Origin of the sequence: Microbispora sp. NPDC046933 (assembly GCF_040644635.1) — a bacterium.
In the GTDB taxonomy this organism is placed as follows: Bacteria; Actinomycetota; Actinomycetes; order Streptosporangiales; family Streptosporangiaceae; genus Microbispora.
In genome coordinates this window covers 54,765-71,529 of sequence record NZ_JBEYWW010000030.1, presented here as the reverse complement: position 1 = coordinate 71,529, position 16,765 = coordinate 54,765, and the positions used below count along the sequence as shown (strand labels likewise).

Here is a 16,765-nt window from a genome sequence, read left to right as displayed (position 1 = left end):
ACCGGCTACCTCGCCCGTCCGGGAGCGCCCACCCGCGCCGACAGGTCGTCGATCGCCTGCCAGATGCGCATCTCGTTCTGCAGCAGCGTGTCCACCGCCTCGGCGGTCTCGGTCGCCAGCCGGTGCGCCTCGGCCGCCTTGGGATCGGCGGTCGCCTTCGGCGCCGCGGCCGGCTTCGCGGGCGTCGCGGCGGCCCTCCGCAGCCGGTCGACCTCGTCACGCAACGCCACGATCTCCCGGCGGAGCATCTGGACCTCCCACAGGGCGTCCTTGAGGTCCCGCCGGTGGTCGGGCTTGGTGACGTACCGAGAGTCGAGCCGGGACAGCAGCGCCCGGCGCAGCCGTGACAGGCCCAGCACTCGCAACCGCATCATGAGCCGCCACGATAGCGGCATTTTTGATCGATTCTTGACGCAAAGTGCAGAGTTGCTCAAAGGTGGCTGGGAAACGACGGCCATCTCGTGGACAGGGGCGTCGGACGCCACCTCGCCACGCAATACAGTCTGCGGTTGTGCTTTACGGCAGATCGGTGGAAACGGCCGCGATCGACGACCTGATCGATCGGGCCAGGAAAGGCTCCGGGGGCGCGCTGGTGCTGCGCGGCGAGGCCGGTGCCGGCAAGACGGCGCTGCTCGACCAGGCGGCCTCCCGGGGCGGCCCCATGCGAGTGCTGCGGACCACCGGGGTCGAGGCGGAGGCCGATCTGGCGTTCGCCGCCCTGCACCAGTTGCTGCTGCCGGTGACCGGGCTGCTCGACGCGCTGCCGGAACCGCAGGCCGAGGCCGTGCGCGGCGCGCTCGGGCTGGCCCCCGGCGGTTCGGGCGATCGGTTCCTGCTGGCGGCCGGGGTGCTGTCGCTGCTGGCCGAGGCCGCCGCGCCGGACGGGCTGATCTGCGTGGTCGACGACTTCCAGTGGGTGGACCGGCCGTCGGCCGACGCCCTGCTGTTCGCCGCCAGGCGGCTCGGCACGGAGCCGATCGCGATGCCACTGGCCGTACGGGGCGACGTGCCGGTGAAGGGCCTGCCCTCGCTGGAGATCGCCGGGCTGGCCGAACCGGCCGCCACCGAGCTGCTCGACGCCGGCTTCACGCTCACGACGCCGGTCAGGCGGGACCTCGTGACACTGACCGGGGGCAATCCGCTGGCGCTGCGCGAGACGGCCCGGCTGCTCACCCCCGCCCAGCGGGCCGGCCGGGAACCGCTGCCCGACCCCCTGCCCGGCGGGAGCCGCCTCTTCGGCGACCGGGTGGCCGCGCTGTCCGAAGGGGCGCGGCTGACGGCCCTGCTGGCGGCGGTCGAGAGCGATCTCGACCTGGTGCTGCGGGCCGCCGACCGGCTGGGCGCGGGTGAAGCGGCGCTGCCCGAGCTCGAGTCCGCCGGGCTCGCGGGCGTGTCCGGGACCCGCGTGCGGTTCCGCCATCCGCTGATCCGGTCCGCCGTGTACGAGACGGGCTCCCCCGCTGAACGCCGTGAGGCGCACGCGGTGCTGGCCGAGCTGTCCGACGGGGACCGGCGGGCCTGGCACCTGGCCGGGGCCGCGCTCGGCCAGGACGAATCGGTCGCCGCCGCGCTCGCGCGGGCCGCGGAACGGGACCGGGACCGGGGCGGGTACGGCGCCGCCGCCACCGCCCTGACCAGGGCCGCCGAACTCACCCCCGAACCGCTCGTGCGCGCCCGGCGGCTCAAGGACGCCGCCGTGGCCGCCTGGCTCGGAGGGCGTCCCGGCCAGGCGGAGTCCCTGCTGGCCGAGGCACGCGAGTTCGCGGGGGCGGACGCCGCGCTGACCATGGAGATCGCGCAGCTACGCGGGCGGTTCGAGCTGAACTCGGGCGACGCCGCCGAGGCCGTACGGATCCTCGCGTCGGGCGACACCCTGGACATGCTGGCCGACGCCTCGGAGGCCGCGTCGTACGTCGGCGACACGGAGGCCGTCATCGAGATCGGGCGGCGGGCGGCCGCCTTCCCCGAGGGGTTCCTGCGCGACGTGGTCGCCGGCATCGGCGCGACGCTCGCCGACGGCACCGGGCACGACCTGCTCAGGCGGGCCCTCGGCCGTACGGGCGAGCTGCGTGAGGCGGCCGAGTTCCTGTGGGCGGCGGCGGCGGCCAGTCAACTGGGCGAGGTGGACCTGTCCGCCGAGCTGGCCGAGCGGGCCGGGCGGGTGGCCAGGGTCTCCGGGATGACGGGCCAGCTGCCCGTGGTGCTGGAGTTCGTCGCCACCGCGGAGCGGCTGGCCGGGCGCCTCGCGGAGAGCCGGGCCGTCTCCGAGGAGGGGCTGGAGCTGGCTCGCGAGGCCGGATACGCCAACACCGTGGCCGCGCATCTGGCCAACCTCGCGGCCGTGGCGGCGCTGCGCGGCGAGGAGGAGCCCTGCGCCCGGTACGCCAGGGAGGCGCTGGCCATCGCCGTCCCGCACCGGGTGGGCCTGCGCGCCGGGGTCGCGGCGTACGCCCTGGCCATGCTCGACCTGTGCCTGGGCCGGTTCGCCGCGGCGCACGACCGGTTCCTTGCGATCGTCTCGGCGGGGCCGGGCGCCGGGCATCCGACGGTGGTCTGGCGGGCCACGCCTGACCGGATCGAGGCCGCCGTGGGCGCCGGCGACGCGGACGCCGCCCGCAGGGCGCTGGAGGCGTACGAGCGCTGGTCGGCCCACGCGGGGACGGCCGAGTCCCTGGCTCTGCTCGCCCGGTGCCGCGGCCTGGTCCTGCCGGACGACCAGGCGGTCGAGGTGCTCCTGGAGGCGTCACGACTGCACGCCAACCCGTTCGAGGCGGCCAGGACGGGGCTGCTGCTGGGCGAGCGGCTGCGCCGTACGCACCGGCCGGGTGAGGCCAGGGCGCACCTGCGCGCGGCGTTCGAGACGTTCCAGCGCGCGGGAGCCGCGCCGTGGGCGCGGCGCGCGCACGGCGAGCTGCGCGCGGCGGGCGAGAGCGTCCCGGTGAAGGAGGCGGTCGCGGTTCCCGCAGCGATACCGGACGTGCGCGGGACGGCGCTGGACACGCTCACCCCGCAGGAGCTGCGCATCGCCACACTGGTGGCGGGCGGCGCGACCAGCAAGGAGATCGCCGCCCGGCTGTTCCTCAGCCCGCGCACGGTCGAATACCACCTGTACAAGATCTATCCGAAGCTCGGCATCACCTCGCGTACGGAACTGGCGCGGCTAGTAGTTCTACTGAAGGCACCGGCGGCCGCGGACGGAATGCTCTAGCCCATGCAAAACATCTGGAGTGAAGAGTTCGGGGCCGCGGCCGACGCGCCGATCGTGCTGGTGATGGGGTCGATGTCGCAGGGGATCCTGTGGCCTGACGAGTTCGTGGGCCGGCTCGCCGCCGGCGGCCGGCGCGTGATCCGCTACGACCACCGCGACACCGGGATGTCCGACGTCGCCGACTTCTCGAAGGACCCGTACACATGGGACGACATCAAGGACGACGTGCTGCGGGTGATGGACGCGCACGGGCTGGACAGCGCCCATCTGGTGGGCCATTCGGCGGGCGGGCTGCTCGGGCAGCTGATCGCGGTGGAGCGGCCGGAGCGCGTGCGGACGCTCACCGTCATCGCCTCCTCGCCACTCGGCGGCGGTGAGGGCGCGGTGCTCATGCGTGCGCTGATGGGCGAGCCGCAGCCCGAGGGCAGCCTGCCGGAGCCCACGCCGGAGTTCGTCGCGTTCTACCGCGAGCTGATCGCCGCGCCGCCGCCGCGCGACCGGCGTGAGCGGATCGAGCGCATGATCGCGGAGGACCGCGTGCTGCACGGCACCGGGCTGCCGTTCGACGAGGACGCATCACGCAGGCTGCAGGAACGCCTGTACGACCGGGCGCGGGACCTCGACGCGGCGGCCAACCACCGACTGGCGGCGGCGGCGAAGCCGGACTTCGAGCCGGTGGGCGTCCTGCACCGTGTCAAGGCGCCCACCCTGGTCGTCGAGGGCACGCACGAACCCGCCAAGCCGGGCCACGGCGCCCTCATCGCCGAGTCGATCCCCGGCGCCCGGCTGATGACGGTCAAGGGCATGGGCCACACCTTGCCGCCCGAGGTGCACGCGGAACTGGCCGACGCCATCCTCGCCCACACAGCCTGACCCGCGAGGGGCGCGGCCGTGTCTGGACTGAGGAGCGCGCGGAGCGAGGAACGAGCGAGCACGCACCGAGGGAAGACGCGGACTGTGGGCGCCCCGAGCCGCCGCGCCGAAGGCGCGGCAAATCAACACAGAGGGGCGCGGCCGTGTCTGGACTGAGGAGCGCGCGCAGCGAGGAACGAGCGAGCACGCACCGAGGGAAGACGCGGACTGTAGGCGCCCCGAGCCGCCGCGCCGCAGGCGCGGCAAATCAACACAGAGGGCGCGGCGATGTCACTGGCCGGTGAATTTGGGGCGGCGCTTCTCGGCGAAGGCCGTCATGCCCTCCCGGGCGTCCTGGGTGGCGAAAAGGCCCGAGAACTGGAGCCGCTCGATCTCCAGGCCGGTGTCGAGGTCGGTCTCGAGGCCGTGGTCGATCGCGAGCTTGGCCGCCCGGACCGCGGCGACCGGCCCCTCGGCGAAGGTCGCGGCGAGTTCGAGCGCCGCCGTGTAGACCTCGCCGTCGGGCACCACCCGGTCGACCAGGCCGATGGCCAGCGCCTCGGCGGCGTCCACGTGCCGCCCGGTGAAGATCAGGTCCTTGGCCCGGGCGGGCCCGACGAGCCGGGGCAGGCGCTGGGTCCCGCCCGCGCCGGGGATGATCCCGAGGGTGATCTCCGGCTGGCCGAGCTTCGCGCTCTCTCCGGCCACCCGGAGGTCGGCGCACAGCGCGAGCTCGCAGCCGCCGCCCAGGGCGTACCCGGTGATCGCCGCGATCACCGGCTTGCCGATCCGCGCGACGGCGGTGAAGCAGTCCTGCAGGGCGCGCGAGTGCACGGCCATGTCGGCGTAGGACATGACCGCCATCTCCTTGATGTCGGCGCCGGCCGCGAAGACGCGTTCGCCGCCGTAGACGATGACCGCGTGCGTGTTCGGATCGGCGTCCACGAGCCGCGCGGCCTCCGCGATCTCCTCCTGGACCTGCCGGTTCAGCGCGTTCATCTTCGGCCGGTCGAGCCGGATCGTGGCGATGTGCTCGGAGATCTCCACCCTGACGAATTCACCCATGGCCCCCACGATAGAGGGAAGATCAGCGCCCGAGCGGGAGGGGCCGCCGGTGAGCGGCCGGCGCCGCGGCCGTCACCTCGCGGTAGACCCGCTCGTATCCCTCGACCATCACGGGCACGTCGAAGCGCCGGACCACGTGGTCGCGCACCTCGTGCGGGTCCAGCGTGGAGACCGCCTCGATCGCGGCGGGAAGCTCGCCGGGCGTGTCGCGGACGTAACCGGTCACCCCGTCGGCCACGACCTCGGGCACCGCGCCCCGCCGCAGCGCCACCACCGGCGTGCCGCAGGCCATCGCCTCGATCATGACCATGCCGAAGGGCTCCTCCCACAGCAGCGGGAGCACCAGGCACCGTGCCCGGGAGAACAGGTCGTTCTTGAGCGGGCCGTCCGCCTCCCCCAGGTATTCGACGTCGGGCCCGAGCAGCGGCTCCACCCGCTCGCGGAAGTACGCCTGCTCCGCCCGCTCGGCCTGCCTGCCGACCAGCAGGATGCGCCGCCCCGCCGCCCGCGCCGCCTCGATCGCGAGGTGCGCGCCCTTGTCCGGGCTGAGCCGTCCCAGCCACAGCACCCAGTCGTCCTTGCGCTCCCGGAACGGCCACGCCGCGACGTCCACGGCGTTGTGCACCCGCCCCACCCAGTTCAGGTCGGGCGCGTGCGCGCGCTGGGCCGAGGAGATGGCCACCAGGGACACGTCCGCGCCGAGGCTCCTGTAGTAGCTCCCGAGCTCTCCGGTCACGTCGTTGTGGCAGGTGACGACCGTCGGCACGAGCCGCCCCGCGGCGGTCAGCGGCCCGGCCAGCGAGTGGTCGTGGACGACGTCCACGTCCAGGCCCCGCAGGAGGCGGGCCGCCTCGGCCGCGTGCACCACCTCGGGGAACGACTCGCCGATCCGTGCCGACGGCGGCTCGTCGTAGGTCCGCAGATCCACGCCGCGGCCGGCCCCGATGACGGTGACCCGGTGCCCGCGCGCCCGCAGGCCGCGGACCAGGGCGGCGGTCACCGCCTCGATGCCGCCGTACGTCCGGGGCGGGACGTCGTACCACGGCGGCGCGACCATCCCGATGCGCAGGGCCCGTGCCATGGTGCTGGTCTACCCCTCTCACCTGCGGCGGAACGGGCGAGAGGGGTGACCGGGGGTGTCAGCGCAGGGTGCCGTTGGTCATGCCGACCGGCTCCTCCGGGACGGTGATGAGGCCGAGCTCGGCCACAGACGCCATCAGCGGGTGGAACGGCACCACGCGCACGCTGTAGCCGAACGCGCCGGTGCGGTCCAGCGGCACGACGCCGGTGTAGTGCGCCCTGCCGTCGTCGCCCACCGAGTCGACCTTCAGCGTGACGTAGCCGGGTGCGAGCAGCTCGTCGTGCGCGCCCACCCGGCCGTAGGCGGCCTGCACCTGGACGTCCTCGGGCGACAGCTCGCCGAGGGCGATCGTGGCCCGCAGCTCCAGCCGGGCCCCCAGCTCGGGGGTGTCCCCCAGGCCGGTCGCCTCGACGTGCTCGACCCGCACGCCCGGCCACGCCTTGGCCACGCGCAGCTTCCAGGCCGCGAACAGCCGGGCGTTGCCGTAGCCGTCGGCCGCGAGCGTGCGGGCGGAGGCCGCCGCCGGGGTGTACAGGTCGGTGACGTAGTCGCGCAGCATGCGCCCGGCGAGCACCTTCGGCCCGAGCGAGCTCAGCGTGTGCTTGACCATCTCCAGCCAGCGCCGCGGCAGGCCGTCGGGGGCCCGGTCGTAGAAGCGGTCGGCGACCTCCCGCTCGATGAGGTCGTACAGCGCCGTGGCCTCCAGCTCGTCGCGGCGCTCGGGGTCGTCCACGCCGTCGGCGCTGGGGATCGCCCAGCCGTTGTTGCCGTCGTACCACTCGTCCCACCATCCGTCGCGGATGGACAGGTTGAGGCCGCCGTTGAGCGCCGCCTTCATGCCGGACGTGCCGCACGCCTCCAGCGGGCGCAGCGGGTTGTTCATCCACACGTCGGACCCCGTGACCATGAGCTGCCCGAGCGCCATGTCGTAGTCGGGCAGGAAGACGATGCGGTGCCGCACGTCCGCCTGGTCGGCGAAGCGGACGATCTGCTGGATGAGCTTCTTGCCGCCCTCGTCGGCCGGGTGCGCCTTCCCGGCGATGACGATCTGCACCGGCTTGTCCGGGTCGAGCAGCAGCCTGCGGAGCCGGTCGGGCTGGCTGAGCATGAGGGTCAGACGCTTGTAGGAGGGCACCCGCCGGGCGAAGCCGATCGTCAGCACGTCCGGGTCGAGCGCCTCGTCCACCCAGCCCAGCTCGGCCTCGCTGGCGCCGCGCTGCCGCCACGACCTGCGCAGCCGCCGGCGCGCCTCCTCGACCAGGCGGGCACGCAGCGTCGCGCGGATGCCCCAGATGTCGGCGTCGGAGAGCTTGTGCACGCCCTCCCAGCCCTGCGCCTTGTCGATCAGCGACGGCAGCTCCTTGCCGGCGAGCTCCATCATCTCCCGGCCGACCCAGGTCGGGGCGTGGACGCCGTTGGTGATCGAGCCGATCGGCACCTCGTCCACGTCGAAGCCCGGCCACAGGCCCTGGAACATCTCCCGGCTCACGTGGCCGTGCAGCTCGGACACGCCGTTGACCCGCTGGGCCAGCCGCATGCCCATGACGGCCATGTTGAAGACCGACGGGTCGGAGTCGGGGCCCTCGGGCTCGGCGCCGAGCTGCAGGATGCGGTCCACCGACACCGTCGGCCAGGCGTTGGACCCGCCGAACTGCCGGGCGATCATCTCGGCGGGGAACCGGTCGATGCCCGCGGGGACCGGCGTGTGCGTGGTGAACACGGTCCCGGCGCGTACGGCCTCCAGGGCCTCCTCGAACGACAGGCGGGCCTCGGTGAGCTCACGGATGCGCTCCAGGCCGAGGAAACCGGCGTGGCCCTCGTTGGTGTGGAACACCTCGGGCTCGGGGTGGCCGGTGATCCGGCAGTAGGCCCGGATGGCCCGCACGCCGCCGACGCCGAGCAGCAGTTCCTGCATCAGGCGGTGGTCGCCGCCCCCGCCGTACAGGCGGTCGGTCACGTCCCTGGCGACCGCGTCGTTCTCGGCGACGTCGGAGTCGAGCAGGAGCAGGGGCACCCGGCCGACCTGGGCCACCCAGATCTGGGCGTGCAGGACGCTCCCGCCGGGGAGGCCGATCTTGATGCGGGCCGGCGCGCCGTCCTCCTCCTTGAGCAGGGTGAGCGGCAGGCCGCCCGGGTCGAGGGAGGGGTAGTGCTCGAGCTGCCAGCCCTCGGCGGACAGCGACTGGGTGAAGTAGCCGTGCCGGTAGAGGAGACCGACGCCGAGGATCGGCACGCCGAGGTCGCTGGCGGCCTTCAGGTGGTCGCCGGCGAGGATGCCGAGGCCGCCGGAGTACTGCGGCAGGGCGGCGGCGATGCCGTACTCCGGCGAGAAGTAGCCGATCGCCTTCGGCGCGTCCTCGAGCGACTGGTACCAGCGGGGGGCGGTCATGTACTCCCGCAGGTCGTCGGCGGCGTCGGCCAGGCGGCGCAGGAAGCGCCGGTCCTGGGCGAGCTCGCGCAGCCTGTCGGCCTCGACCGCGCCGAGCAGCGCGACGGGGTCGTGCTCGACACGCTCCCAGACCTCGGGATCCACCTCGGCGAACAGGTCCATGGTCTCGGGGTGCCACGACCACCGGAGGTTTTGGACCAACTCGCCCAGAGGTGCGAGCTGTGAGGGAAGAACGGTTCGGACAGTGAACCTGCGGATAGCTCTCACGGGGCCAGACCCTAGTTACTCAGCGCCACGACGCGCGACCGAATCAAACTTGTCGTACTGCGATGCCAGTTCTCGAACGCTCTCACCACCATCAAACCGGTTCAAACCTCACCAAAGTACCCTTGACCTGGTGATGTCCACGCCGGACAGCGGTGGCCGGCACGCAATGATCGATCTCCCGGGGACGCCGTCCCAAACACGGCGGGCGGTCTTTCGTTCGGCAGGGGTAAGAGTGGACTATTAGGGCAACCCCTGTATGAACGAGGAAGGGACCGCGGCCAGCGGATCCTGTCTCTGGTGCTGCCCGCCCGACCACAAGCTGTTCCTGCCCCGCAAGCCCCGGTGGCACCCGGTGTGCCGCCCCCGAGTACGAAGTGACGATGATCGGACGCATTCCCATCCAGGACATCCAGCCCGTCGTCGACTGCGGCCAGTGGCCCGCCAAGGCCGCCGCGGGAGAGACCTTCGAGATCAGCGCGACGGTGTTCCGCGAGGGACACGACGCGGTCGCCGCCGGGGTGGTGCTGATCGACCCGAGCGGCACGCCCGGCCGGATGCTGCCCATGCGCGAGGCCGCGCCCGGCACCGACCGGTGGAGCGTGGAGGTGACCCTGCCCAGCGAGGGCCTGTGGCAGTTCCGGGTGGAGGCCTGGAGCGATCCGATCGCCACGTGGATGCACGACGCGGGCATCAAGATCCCCCGCAACCTGGACGCCGACCTCATGTGCGAGGAGGGCGCCCGGCTGTTCGAGCGGGCGGCCAAGGGCGTGCGGGCGGCGGACTGCGCGGCGGCGGAGGCGGGCGGCACCTGCGGGCACCGGGCCGCGCTGCTGGCCCTCGCGGCCCGCCTGCGGGACGAGGCGGTGGACCCCAGGGCACGCTTCGCGGTGACCCAGATGCCCGAGACGGCCGCGCTGATCGCCGCGCACCCGCTGCGCGACCTGCTCACCCGGTCGGGCCGCAACCGCGTACGGGTGGACCGGCGGCGTGCGCTCTTCGGCTCGTGGTACGAGTTCTTCCCCCGCTCCGAGGGGGCCGTGGTGGGGCAGGAGGGCGTCGCGCCCAAGTCCGGGACGTTCAGGACGGCGGCCAAGCGGCTCCCGGCGATCGCCCAGATGGGCTTCGACGTGGTCTACCTGCCGCCGATCCACCCGATCGGGACGCAGTTCCGCAAGGGCCGCAACAACACCCTCACCCCCGACCAGTACGACCCCGGGTCGCCCTGGGCCATCGGCTCACAGGAGGGCGGGCACGACGCGATCCATCCCGATCTGGGCACGATCGAGGACTTCGACGAGTTCGTCGCCAAGGCACGCGAGCTGGGCATGGAGATCGCCCTCGACCTCGCGCTCCAGTGCTCTCCCGACCACCCCTGGGTAAAGGAGCACCCGGAGTGGTTCAACATCCGGGCCGACGGCTCGATCGCGTACGCCGAGAACCCGCCGAAGAAATACCAGGACATCTACCCCCTGAACTTCGACAAGGACCCCGAGGGGATCTACGCGGAGATCAAGCGGGTGGTCCGCCACTGGATGGACCACGGGGTGCGGATCTTCCGGGTGGACAACCCGCACACCAAGCCGGTCCGGTTCTGGGAGCGGCTGCTGTCCGACATCAACACGACCGACCCCGACGTGCTGTTCCTCGCCGAGGCGTTCACCCGCCCGGCCATGCTGCAGACCCTCGCCAAGATCGGGTTCCACCAGTCGTACACCTACTTCACCTGGCGCAACTCCAAGCCGGAGGTGGAGGAGTACCTGCGGGAGCTGTCCCACGAGACCTCGCACTTCCTGCGGCCGAACCTGTTCGTCAACACGCCCGACATCCTGCACGAGTTCCTCCAGCACGGAGGCGTGCCGGCGTTCAAGATCCGGGCGGTCCTGGCGGCGCTGACGGCGCCCACCTGGGGGGTCTACTCGGGGTACGAGCTGGCCGAGAACATCCCGGTTCGTCCGGGCAGCGAGGAGTACCTCGACAGCGAGAAGTACCAGTACAGGCCGCGTGACTGGGCGGAGGCGGAGCGTGAGGGCCGCAGCCTTGCCCCGCTCATTACCCAGCTCAATTTGTTGAGAAGAGCACACCCGGCGCTCCAGGAATTGCGTAACCTACGGTTTCACAACGTCGACCAGCCGGACGTGATCTGCTTCTCCAAGCGGCTGCCCGGCGCCTACGACACGGCCTCACGACGGCACGGACTAGGCGATGTCGTGCTGGCCGTCGTCAATCTGGATCCACACAACACACACGAGGCGACGGTCCGGCTCGACATGCCCGCCCTCGGTCTCGACTGGCATGCCGAGTTCGTCGTGGACGACCAACTGTCGGGCGAGTCGTACCGCTGGGGGCAGGCGAACTACGTGCGCCTCGACCCGCACGTCCATCCCGCACACATTCTCACGCTCCGCCACGGGTCAGCGCACCGCCCGTGAGCGCAGCTCGGCACATCCGGGGAGTCAAAAGGTGAGCTCGACGACACCTCAGCCCAGTCACACACAGCCCAGCCACACCACGCCCGTCCCGAACACCTTCACCGAGGAGGAACCACGGGACAAGTACTGGTACAAGCGGGCTGTCTTCTACGAGGTGCTGATCCGGGGCTTCGCCGACTCGAACGGCGACGGCACCGGCGACATCCGCGGCCTCATCGACAAGCTGGACTATCTCCAGTGGCTCGGCATCGACTGCCTCTGGCTGCTCCCGCTGTACGAGTCCCCCCTCAAGGACGGCGGGTACGACATCTCGGACTACATGAAGATCCTTCCGGACTTCGGTGATCTGGGGGACTTCATCAGGCTGGTCGACGAGGCGCACAAGCGGGGCATCCGAGTCATCGCCGACCTGGTCATGAACCACACCAGCGACCAGCACCCGTGGTTCCAGGCGTCCCGCAACGACCCCGAGGGGCCGTACGGCGACTTCTACGTCTGGAGCGACACGGACGAGAGGTACAAGGACGCCCGGATCATCTTCATCGACACCGAGGCGTCCAACTGGACCTACGACCCGGTCCGCGGGCAGTACTACTGGCACCGGTTCTTCCACCACCAGCCGGACCTCAACTTCGAGAACCCGGCGGTGCAGGACGCGATGCTGGAGGTCATCCGCTTCTGGCTCGACCTCGGCATCGACGGCTTCCGGCTCGACGCGATCCCGTACCTGTTCGAGCAGGAGGACACCAACTGCGAGAACCTGCCGGCGACCCACGCGTACCTGAAGCGGGTGCGGGCCGAGGTGGACCGCCTCTATCCCGACCGGGTGCTGCTGGCCGAGGCCAACCAGTGGCCGGCCGACGTGGTGGAGTACTTCGGCGACCCGGTCACCGGCGGCGACGAATGCCACATGGCCTTCCATTTCCCACTGATGCCGCGCATCTTCATGGCGGTGCGGCGGGAGTCGCGCTACCCGATCTCGGAGATCCTGGCCCAGACGCCGAAGATCCCCGAGAACTGCCAGTGGGGCATCTTCCTGCGCAACCACGACGAGCTCACGCTCGAGATGGTCACCGACGAAGAGCGCGACTACATGTACTCCGAGTACGCCAAGGACCCCCGCATGCGGGCCAACGTCGGCATCCGCCGCCGGCTGGCGACGCTGCTGGACAACGACCGCAACCAGATCGAGCTGTTCACCGCGCTGCTGCTCAGCCTGCCCGGCTCGCCGGTCATGTACTACGGCGACGAGATCGGCATGGGCGACAACATCTGGCTCGGCGACCGGGACGGCGTCCGCACGCCGATGCAGTGGACGCCCGACCGCAACGCGGGCTTCTCGAGCTGCGACCCCGGCCGGCTCTACCTGCCGGTGATCATGGACCCGATCTACGGGTACCAGGCGATCAACGTCGAGGCGCAGCAGAAGAGCGCCAGCTCGCTGCTCCACTTCACCAAGCGCATGATCGAGATCCGCAAGCGTCACCCGGTGTTCGGCCTCGGCGAGTTCACCGAGCTGAACTCGTCCAACCCGAGCGTGCTCGCGTTCGTCCGGGAGCTGGGCGACGACCGGGTCCTGTGCGTCAACAACCTGTCACGCTTCCCCCAGCCGGTCGAGCTGGACCTGCGCAGGTTCGAGGGATCCACGCCGGTCGAGTGCATGGGCGGAGTTCCTTTCCCCCCGATCGGCGAGCTTCCGTATCTTTTGACGCTCCCTGGGCATGGGTTCTATTGGTTCACACTGCCCGTCACGCACAGGACGGCCGGCACGAAGGAGGAGTGACGACTTCACTTCAGGGACTCCTGGCCGGCTGGATCACCGGACAACGGTGGTTCGCCGGCAAGGGGCGCGCCATCGACGACCTGTCCATCGACTCCGAGATCGAGATCGCCGCCGGCGACCCGGCGCTGCTCCACCTCATCGTGTGCGTGCGGCAGGGGGAGCGCCGCACGCGCTACCAGATCCCGGTCGGGCTGCGCGAGCACCTGCCCGACCGGCTCGGGCACGTGCTGATCGGCACGTGCCGCCGCGACGGCCGCGAGGTGAACGTCTACGACGCGCTGCACGACTCCGCCCTGACGGGGCACCTGCTGGAGGGGATGGCCGGGGACCGCCGGTTCGACGGCCTCGGCTTCCACCCCGCGCACGGGGCGGAGATCGACACCTCGCAACGCAGCCTGGTGCTGACCGCGGAGCAGTCGAACACCTCGCTGGTGTACGGCGACAAGTACATATTCAAGCTGTTCCGCCAGCTCAACCCGGGGGTCAACCCCGAGCTGGAGATCATCACGGCGCTCGCCGACGCGGGCTCGGCCCACGTGGCCAAGCCGTACGGCTGGATCGAGACCGAGCTCCAGGGCGAGCCGACCACCCTGGCGATCATGCAGGAGTACCTGCAGAACGCCAACGAGGGCTGGTCGATGGCGCTGACCAGCGTGCGCGACCTCTACGCGTGCCTCGAGGGCATGCCGGCGGAGGATGCCGGAGGCGACTTCGCCGCCGAGGCGCGGCGGCTCGGGCTGGCCACCGCGCAGGTGCACCGCGAACTCGCCGAGGCCTTCCCCACGGGGACGATCGAGCCGCCGGAGATCAAGCGGATGACCGAGCGGTTCCGCCGCCGGCTGGACAAGGCGGTCGCCGAGGTGCCGCGCCTCGGCGAGCGCGCCGATGTGGCCGCCGACGCGTTCGACCGGCTGTCCGACCTCGGCCACGAGATCCCGGTGCAGCGGGTGCACGGCGACTACCACCTCGGCCAGGTCATGCGCACCATGACCGACTGGGTGGTGCTCGACTTCGAGGGCGAGCCGGGCCAGCCGCTGGCCGAGCGGCGGGCGCTCGACTCGCCGCTGCGTGACGTGGCGGGCATGCTGCGCTCGTTCGACTACGCCGCACGGCACCTGCTGGCCGGGCATCCGAACGCCGAGGGGCTGGAGAGCCGGGCCAGGGAGTGGTCGGAGCGCAACCGCGCCGCGTTCCTGGCCGGCTACTCGGAGGGCGGCGGGCGCATCCGCGGCGACGACGCGGTGCTGCTGCGCGCCCTGGAGCTGAGCAAGGCGGTGTACGAGGTCGTCTACGAGGCGCGCAACCGCCCCTCGTGGCTGCCCATCCCGCTCGCGGCGTTCCGCTGACAAGATCAGGGTGTTCGGAGGGGTATATCTAGGGCAGGTTGGGCGACATGGACTTGGACCGGCTGGCGGGGGGCGCGCACCACGACCCCCACTCCATATTGGGAGCCCATCCCGGGCCCGACGGCGTCACGATCAGGGCCCTGCGTCCCTTCGCGGAGAAGGTCGAGGTGCTGGCCGACGGGTCGGCGCACGAGATGGGTCATGTCGCGTTCGGGGTGTTCGAGGTGACGCTGCACGGCGTCGACAAGATCCCCGACTACCGCCTGCGCATCACCTATCCCGACGCCCCGCCGTACGAGACGGACGACCCGTACCGGCACTGGCCCACGCTGGGCGAGCTGGACCTGCACCTGATCGGTGAGGGCCGGCACGAGCGGCTGTGGGAGGTGCTCGGGGCGCGAGTGATCCGCCACGAGGACGTGGACGGGACGGCCTTCTCGGTGTGGGCGCCGAACGCGCAGGGCGTGCGGGTGATCGGCGACTTCAACCACTGGAACGGGGCCGCCCACCCCATGCGCTCGCTCGGCCGGTCCGGGGTGTGGGAGCTGTTCCTCCCGGAGATCGGCGAGGGCACGAGGTACAAGTTCCAGATCCTCGGCCTCGACGGGATCTGGCGGGAGAAGGCCGACCCTATGGCCCGCCGCACCGAGATCCCCCCGGCGACCGCCAGCATCGTCGAGAGGTCGGCGTACGAGTGGCGCGACGAGGAATGGATGGCCGCCCGGCCGTCGCGCGACGCCCTCGCCGAGCCGATGAGCACCTACGAGGTGCACCTGGGCTCGTGGCGGCCCGGCCTGTCCTACCGCGACCTCGCCCGCGAGCTGGTCGGGTACGTCAAGGACATGGGGTTCACGCACGTGGAGTTCCTGCCGGTCGCCGAGCATCCGTTCGGCGGCTCGTGGGGCTACCAGGTGACCTCCTACTACGCCCCGACCTCGCGGTTCGGCTCCCCCGACGACTTCCGCCACCTCGTCGACGAGCTGCACCGGGCCGGCATCGGCGTGATCGTGGACTGGGTGCCCGCGCACTTCCCCATGGACGAGTGGGCGCTGGCCCGCTTCGACGGCACGCCGCTCTACGAGCACGCCGACCCCGCCCGCGGCACCCACCCCGACTGGGGCACGTACGTCTTCGACTTCGGCCGCAACGAGGTGCGCAACTTCCTGGTGGCCAACGCGCTCTACTGGCTCAAGGAGTTCCACGTCGACGGCCTGCGGGTGGACGCCGTCGCCTCGATGCTCTACCTCGACTACTCCCGGCGCGAGGGCGAGTGGACGCCCAACGTGTACGGCGGCAGGGAGAACCTCGACGCGATCGAGTTCCTCAAGGAGATGAACTCCGTCGTCTACCGCGAGGAGCCGGGAATCATGACGATCGCGGAGGAGTCGACCGCCTGGCCCGGCGTGTCGCGGCCCGTCCACCTCGGCGGGCTCGGCTTCGGCTTCAAGTGGAACATGGGCTGGATGCACGACTCGCTCAGCTACATGTCCCGCGAGCCGATCTACCGGCAGTATCACCACCACCAGATGACGTTCTCCCTGATGTACGCCTTCTCGGAGAACTTCGTGCTGCCGCTGTCGCACGACGAGGTCGTCCACCTCAAGGGGTCGCTGCTGGGCAAGATGCCGGGCGACGAGTGGCAGCGCTTCGCCAACCTGCGCGCGCTGTACGGCTTCATGTGGGCCCATCCGGGCAAGCAGCTGCTGTTCATGGGCGGCGAGTTCGGCCAGGGGGCCGAGTGGTCGGAGGCGAACGGCCTCGACTGGTGGGTGCTGGACTTCGACTTCCACCAGGGCGTACGGCGTCTGGTGAAGGACCTCAACCGCGTCTACCGCGAGTCGCCCGCGCTGTACTCGCGCGACAACACCCACGAGGGCTTCCGCTGGATCGACGCGGACGACGCCTCGGGCAACGTGCTGTCGTTCCTGCGGTACGGCGCGGACGGCTCGGTGCTGGCCTGCGTCGCCAACTTCTCCGGCGCCCCGCACGAGGACTACCACCTCGGCCTGCCCACCCCCGGCCGGTGGGAGGAGATCCTCAACACCGACGCGTACGAGTACGCCGGGAGCGGCGTCGGCAACATGGGCGCGGTCGACTCGGTCGAGGTGCCGCGGCACGGGCTGCCCTGCTCGGCCCGGCTGCGCGTGCCGCCGCTCGGCGTCGTGTGGCTGCGGCCGGTGGAGAGCCCGACGGCCGTGAGCCCGGAGATGGAGGAGCGCGCCGAGACGGCCGCCGACGAGGCGGAGGCCGAACCCGAGGGCCTGGTCGCCGAGTCCTGAGCCCCGCCGACCGGGGTCGGCGCCGCGGACACCGGGACAGGGCCGGCCCTGCACGTCGCGGCCACG

10 protein-coding genes are annotated in these 16,765 nt (G+C 71.5%); 6 read left to right on the top strand and 4 right to left on the bottom strand.

Annotated elements, in window-relative coordinates; all coding sequences use genetic code 11:
• Window positions 1-5: 5 nt before the first annotated feature.
• Window positions 6-374 (bottom strand): hypothetical protein, encoded by a 369-nt coding sequence (locus ABZ857_RS32700; protein ID WP_357050770.1) that lies wholly within the window; start codon window positions 372-374, stop codon window positions 6-8.
• Window positions 375-511: 137 nt separating this feature from the next.
• Between ABZ857_RS32700 and ABZ857_RS32695 the strand changes: the two genes are divergently transcribed.
• The gene (locus ABZ857_RS32695; protein ID WP_357050767.1) at window positions 512-3,208 is read left to right on the top strand and encodes an AAA family ATPase; all 2,697 of its coding nucleotides are present in this window, start codon (window positions 512-514) and stop codon (window positions 3,206-3,208) included.
• Window positions 3,209-3,211: 3 nt separating this feature from the next.
• Window positions 3,212-4,081 carry an alpha/beta fold hydrolase gene (locus tag ABZ857_RS32690; RefSeq protein ID WP_357050764.1) on the top strand — a complete coding sequence of 290 codons (870 nt, stop codon included), beginning with the start codon at window positions 3,212-3,214 and terminating at the stop codon, window positions 4,079-4,081.
• Between the two features lie 270 nt (window positions 4,082-4,351).
• On the opposite strand, the gene ABZ857_RS32685 is transcribed toward ABZ857_RS32690, so the two are convergent.
• Genes ABZ857_RS32685 through glgP form a run of 3 tightly spaced genes read right to left on the bottom strand, consistent with a single transcriptional unit; the run spans window position 4,352 to window position 8,862 of the window.
• Window positions 4,352-5,125 carry an enoyl-CoA hydratase-related protein gene (locus ABZ857_RS32685; RefSeq protein WP_357050761.1) on the bottom strand — a complete coding sequence of 258 codons (774 nt, stop codon included), beginning with the start codon at window positions 5,123-5,125 and terminating at the stop codon, window positions 4,352-4,354.
• Window positions 5,126-5,147: 22 nt separating this feature from the next.
• Window positions 5,148-6,206, bottom strand: a complete 1,059-nt coding sequence (locus tag ABZ857_RS32680; RefSeq protein WP_357050758.1) for a glycosyltransferase family 4 protein — start codon at window positions 6,204-6,206, stop codon at window positions 5,148-5,150.
• Between the two features lie 58 nt (window positions 6,207-6,264).
• Entirely contained in the window at window positions 6,265-8,862 is a 2,598-nt protein-coding gene (gene glgP, locus ABZ857_RS32675) for an alpha-glucan family phosphorylase (protein WP_357050755.1), read from the bottom strand.
• Between the two features lie 380 nt (window positions 8,863-9,242).
• Here glgP and ABZ857_RS32670 point away from each other — a divergent pair, with 380 nt between their 5' ends.
• The 4 genes from ABZ857_RS32670 to glgB are packed head-to-tail and all read left to right on the top strand — an operon-like array spanning window position 9,243 to window position 16,699.
• The gene (locus tag ABZ857_RS32670; protein WP_357050753.1) at window positions 9,243-11,291 is read left to right on the top strand and encodes an alpha-1,4-glucan--maltose-1-phosphate maltosyltransferase; all 2,049 of its coding nucleotides are present in this window, start codon (window positions 9,243-9,245) and stop codon (window positions 11,289-11,291) included.
• 31 nt (window positions 11,292-11,322) lie between these two features.
• Window positions 11,323-13,074: a maltose alpha-D-glucosyltransferase gene (gene treS, locus ABZ857_RS32665; protein ID WP_357050750.1), complete on the top strand. Its 1,752-nt coding sequence runs from the start codon at window positions 11,323-11,325 to the stop codon at window positions 13,072-13,074.
• Window positions 13,071-14,420, top strand: a complete 1,350-nt coding sequence (locus tag ABZ857_RS32660) for an aminoglycoside phosphotransferase (protein WP_357050747.1) — start codon at window positions 13,071-13,073, stop codon at window positions 14,418-14,420. Before treS ends, ABZ857_RS32660 begins: the two co-directional genes overlap by 4 nt.
• Before the next feature lie 47 nt (window positions 14,421-14,467).
• Window positions 14,468-16,699: a 1,4-alpha-glucan branching protein GlgB gene (glgB, locus tag ABZ857_RS32655; protein WP_357050744.1), complete on the top strand. Its 2,232-nt coding sequence runs from the start codon at window positions 14,468-14,470 to the stop codon at window positions 16,697-16,699.
• Window positions 16,700-16,765: the final 66 nt, after the last annotated feature.

Coding starts and splice junctions, on each gene's coding strand:
- ABZ857_RS32700 (WP_357050770.1), bottom strand. CDS start 374: ATGATGCGGTTGCGAGTGCTGGGCCTGTCACGGCTGCGCCGGGCGCTG.
- ABZ857_RS32690 (WP_357050764.1), top strand. CDS start 3,212: ATGCAAAACATCTGGAGTGAAGAGTTCGGGGCCGCGGCCGACGCGCCG.
- ABZ857_RS32685 (WP_357050761.1), bottom strand. CDS start 5,125: ATGGGTGAATTCGTCAGGGTGGAGATCTCCGAGCACATCGCCACGATC.
- ABZ857_RS32680 (WP_357050758.1), bottom strand. CDS start 6,206: ATGGCACGGGCCCTGCGCATCGGGATGGTCGCGCCGCCGTGGTACGAC.
- ABZ857_RS32670 (WP_357050753.1), top strand. CDS start 9,243: ATGATCGGACGCATTCCCATCCAGGACATCCAGCCCGTCGTCGACTGC.
- glgB (WP_357050744.1), top strand. CDS start 14,468: ATGGACTTGGACCGGCTGGCGGGGGGCGCGCACCACGACCCCCACTCC.